This is a genomic window from Paracoccus sp. SM22M-07 (assembly GCF_001887735.1).
GTDB lineage: Bacteria > Pseudomonadota > Alphaproteobacteria > Rhodobacterales > Rhodobacteraceae > Paracoccus.
Map to the genome: position 1 here is coordinate 62651 of NZ_JPKW01000014.1, position 4171 is coordinate 66821.

Consider the following 4171-nt stretch of genomic DNA (forward strand, 5'->3'; position numbering starts at 1 on the left):
TACATGCGTATTCGGTCACAGATTGGCCGAGGCGCAGCCCATCGGCGGAAGGAGGCACCAAGCCCCACGCCCTCACCACAAAGGAGGCCAGACATGGCTTACGAAATTGTCGTTATGACCGAGGAAAGGATGACCAAAGTGCATCCTGACTGCATCGAGCAGTGGGTTGAAGACATGGGCACCAGCATCATCGGTGTTTCGTCCAACCCGCGCACCCGCGCCGAGCTTCAAGGGCACCCGAAAATCGCTGGCTTCAACGGCCCCTGCTGGGGCGGCACGACCGCGACCGGGGAGCCGATCATCTGCTACGAGGACAGCCAGAGCTACGCGGCCCTGTCCTTCTGAGGTCTGCAATCTGAAAACGGAAAGGGGGTGAGAACAATCAGCGAGGATACTTTGAAGCGCCGCATGGCCGAGGCTTTGGCGCTTGTCAGGAAGGGCGATCACTTTGGCATCGGACGCCGCTTCCTGATCCAGCACGGGGCTGAGTAAGCCCCCTCGCTCCAGCCCTCACGCATGAAGCCCAAGGGCTGGGGCACCCATACCATAAAAAAAACGATCACCACAAGGAATGTCCCAATGACCAAGCAAACCACCATCACCGCCGACGAAGCCCGTTTTCCGCTTTCCAAGCTGGTCCTGTCCCCGATGAACCCGCGCCAGAACGTGCCCGCCGCCGAGGTCGAGGAACTGGCCCAAAGCATCTGGACCGCTGGCCTGATCCAGAACCTGGCCGGGATCATGGACGGCAAGGGCGGTGCGCAGATCGTCGCCGGTGGCCGTCGCCTTCGCGCCCTGCAACTGCTGGCCGAGCGCCATGCCGATCTGGCCCAAGTGCGCCCCGAACTGGCAAACCCGCCTGTCCGCATCGCGCCCAATGACAGCACCGCGCAGGCATGGGCAGTGGCAGAGAACGCGGCCCGCCGCGATCTTCACCCCGCCGATGAAATCCGTGCCTATGGCAAGATGGAGCAGAACGGAGCAACCCCGGCAGCGATTGCCCGCGCCTTCGCCGTGACGGAGAAAAGCGTCTACCGTCGCCTTGCGCTGGCCGGTCTGCCGGAAGCCGTGATCGCCGCGCTGGCCGCGAATGAAATCAACCTCAGCGCCGCCGCCTGTTTCACGATCAGCACCGACGAGGCGCGGAGCCTTGAAGTGCTGGAACAGTGCCGGGGCAACAACCTGTCCGACTATCAGATCAAGAAGGCGTTGAAGCCTGACGCCGTGAAGGACACCGACCGCCGCGCGAAGTTTGTGGGCATCGAGGCATATCAAGCCGCTGGTGGCCGTGTCGGCGGCGACCTTTTCGCGGAAGAAACCTTGCTGGACGACACCGACATTCTTGATGCGGTCTTCTCGGAACGGCTGGCAGAGGTAGCGGAGAGCCACAAGCGCGACGGCTGGAAGTGGGTCGAGGCGAACCACACCGACTATCTGGGCTACTGGTTCCTGCAAGAGAACGGCTTTGAACGCATCTACAAGGAGCAAGGCGAACTTTCCCCCGAGCAGGCCGAGCGGTTCGATGAACTGGCGGAACTGGCTGAGGCAGATGTTCTGGACGAGGCAGGGCAGGACGAGTTTGCCGCCCTCAATGCGATCATGGAAGGCGACTACACCGAGACGCAGCGGGCGCATTCCGGCCTTATCATTTATGTTGACCGGCAAGGTGAGGTTCAGAGCTGCGAAGGTTTGATCCGCAAGGCAGACAAGGCCGAGGCGATTGCCGCAGGTGTTCTTGCGAAGTCGCAGCACAGCGCAGACGATGCGCCCAAGAGTCCGATTTCCCAAAAACTTCGCGATGATCTGGGCCGCGTCTCGCGCGGTGCCCGCCAACATGCAGCCTTGCGTGACCCTGATCTGCTGATCGACCTACTGGCCTATCAACTCAGCCACAACCTCTATTGGTCCAAGCCGTTCGGCTTGTCCGTCGAGGACGTGCCCAACTGGCCGACGACCGAGGCCGATGGCTATGCGCTGGACGAGCGCCTGACCGAGAACCCGCCGCGCGATATGTATGGAAAAGACCTTGGAAAGAGTTTCCGCGCATTCCGTCAGAAAGGGGCGGATCACATTCGCAGTGAACTGGTGCGCTTCCTTGCCGCGCAGCTTCGGGGCGGTGACGAGAGGTTGGCCGCGCTGATTGAGAAAGAAACGCAGCCGAACACCCGCGAAGTCTGGACCCCGACCGCCGCCAACTTCTTTGGCCGCGTGGGTGGCTCCTACATGGCAGACCTGTGGCGCGACCTGCTGGACCTATCCGCCGACCACCCGACCGCTACCAGCTTCGACAAGCTGAAAAAGGGCGAGAAGGCTGCGAAGCTCGAAGCCCTGTTCCGTGGCGATCACGACCTGCGCAGCACCCTCGGCATCACCGACGAGCAGTCTGAGAAGATTGCAGCATGGCTGCCCGAAGGTATGGAATAAGCTGATGGGCGGGGCGCTAGCGCCCCGCCACCTATCACCCAGCCAGATAGATTACCGCCATGCTGTCATGGCAAAGGCTGGATTAACCTGCCTGCAAATGTTAGCAGGATAGACAGCACGAAATTTCCGCTGCCCCTCCGCTCCTGGCGTCGAGCCGCAGCACAACCGTTATCCTTGTGGTGAGGATATTTACTGGCCCCGCTTCGGCGGGGCCATTTTTTTCAGGCAGAGATCAGAACAAATCTTAATGGAAAGACCGGCCTGGTGCCGGTCTTGAGACTGATCGGCGGCCGCGGCGGGGGATCGACCGGGCCTGCGGCCCCGCTCACCCCCGCCGCGACGATCCTTTCTTTCTTGTTTTCCGCCCAACAGACCTGCCCCGGAAAGTCAAAAGACAAGCGCCGCCTGCGGCGTCGTCTCCACCGGGGGCCGTGTCCTCGCGCTGCGCGCTGCGGGCCGCACCACCCCCCGGCTCCGATCCTTTGATTATCCGTGTCAGGCCCGTGGATCGGGCTTCGCCCTCTCCCACTCTGTTCCGCCGAATACATGCGTATTCGGTCACAGATTGGCCGAGGCGCAGCCCATCGGCGGAAGGAGGCACCAAGCCCCACGCCCTCACCACAAAGGAAAGACGATGACCTATTTCTCCGTCATGCAAATCGACATGTATCCCGCAGCCTACGTTGCCGCCACCGGCAGCGCCCGCAGCGCCCAGATCCTAGCTCGCCTAGTCGGGGAGCGTTGCCCCGGAAACGTGCTCGGCATTCGCGACACGGCTGATTTTCACGGGTCGAAAAGCAATGGCTTCATTCGAGATTGCGCGCGTTCGTTCGAGGTTCAGAGACTGGCGGCAGACGAACTCATGGCTGAAGCTGATAACAACCCGGACCAGCTCACCAAATGGCATGTGTATTTCTATGACAGCGGCGCCGGGAAATACCGCTTCAAGGTGAACGCATATCTGGATCACGACTTGCGTGTTCGCGCCAAATGCGAAGCTGATCCTGAACTTGTCGGGAAGGAAGTCATCTATGGCGAGTCGCCAACGATGGAAACGCTCTACCTGATGCTCGATGCCTTCACATCGCGCTGGATGGCGACGGCATGACCGCGCGCATCATCGAGACCCGTGAATTTCCCGATGACCTGCCCCGTATTCACAAGGACGAAGCGACTGCCTGGCGCTATGCCAGAAGGACCGGACACGAGGTTTGGGAGGTGGTCGAATACGGACCCAATGCGGGCGAAAGGTTCCTGGGGCAAGGATAAGAATGGGCGGGCCAAGAGGCCCGCCCATTACCTTTCCGCCTTGTCGTCGCGCGTTCCGTGGACAGCCTCAACAATCGTCCATGCCATGCAATCGCAAGTGCCGCACTTGGGACAGGTCAGCCGATCAACAATCCCTCGAAGAAAGTCAGTTTCCCGATGCCGCTGACGTAACCAGAAGCTGTTGAGATACCACGGGCCTGCTCCAGAAAGACATTTTATACGAACGGCGTTCTGAGGCCCAACGCTGCTGACACGCACAGTCCAGAGCGGGGCTATGAATACTTCTCGGATCATTTAGAAACAATACAGGAACATTTGCGAAAGAGTGAAGAGACCATCGGCGCCTCCTAGACGGGCGCAGCCTCGTGCGATGCCCGATACCGCGCCCGTCCAGGACCGCGCTCTAGGCTCAGGCCGGCATGACCGGCTTTCGCCCCGAGCCTTTCCCCCTGCCCGTCCCTGCGCCCAAGATTGCGCC

The 4171-nt window shown here is 61.0% G+C and carries 4 protein-coding genes; all 4 read left to right on the forward strand.

Annotated elements, in window-relative coordinates:
• Positions 1-93: 93 nt before the first annotated feature.
• Positions 94-345, forward strand: coding sequence for a hypothetical protein (locus tag IE00_RS16615; protein WP_072298306.1), 252 nt, complete (start codon positions 94-96; stop codon positions 343-345).
• Positions 346-579: 234 nt separating this feature from the next.
• Complete coding sequence (locus IE00_RS16620; protein ID WP_072298307.1) at positions 580-2424, forward strand: ParB/Srx family N-terminal domain-containing protein; 1845 nt, start codon at positions 580-582, stop codon at positions 2422-2424.
• A 634-nt stretch (positions 2425-3058) separates the two neighbouring features.
• The gene (locus IE00_RS16625; RefSeq protein WP_072298308.1) at positions 3059-3532 is read left to right on the forward strand and encodes a hypothetical protein; all 474 of its coding nucleotides are present in this window, start codon (positions 3059-3061) and stop codon (positions 3530-3532) included.
• Positions 3529-3693, forward strand: coding sequence for a hypothetical protein (locus tag IE00_RS20245; protein ID WP_170864191.1), 165 nt, complete (start codon positions 3529-3531; stop codon positions 3691-3693). Before IE00_RS16625 ends, IE00_RS20245 begins: the two co-directional genes overlap by 4 nt.
• Positions 3694-4171 lie beyond the last annotated feature (478 nt).

What these genes read in the sequence shown, in the direction of transcription:
- IE00_RS16615 (WP_072298306.1), top strand. Translation starts at nt 94, where the DNA reads ATGGCTTACGAAATTGTCGTTATGACCGAGGAAAGGATGACCAAAGTG.
- IE00_RS16620 (WP_072298307.1), top strand. Translation starts at nt 580, where the DNA reads ATGACCAAGCAAACCACCATCACCGCCGACGAAGCCCGTTTTCCGCTT.
- IE00_RS16625 (WP_072298308.1), top strand. Translation starts at nt 3,059, where the DNA reads ATGACCTATTTCTCCGTCATGCAAATCGACATGTATCCCGCAGCCTAC.
- IE00_RS20245 (WP_170864191.1), top strand. Translation starts at nt 3,529, where the DNA reads ATGACCGCGCGCATCATCGAGACCCGTGAATTTCCCGATGACCTGCCC.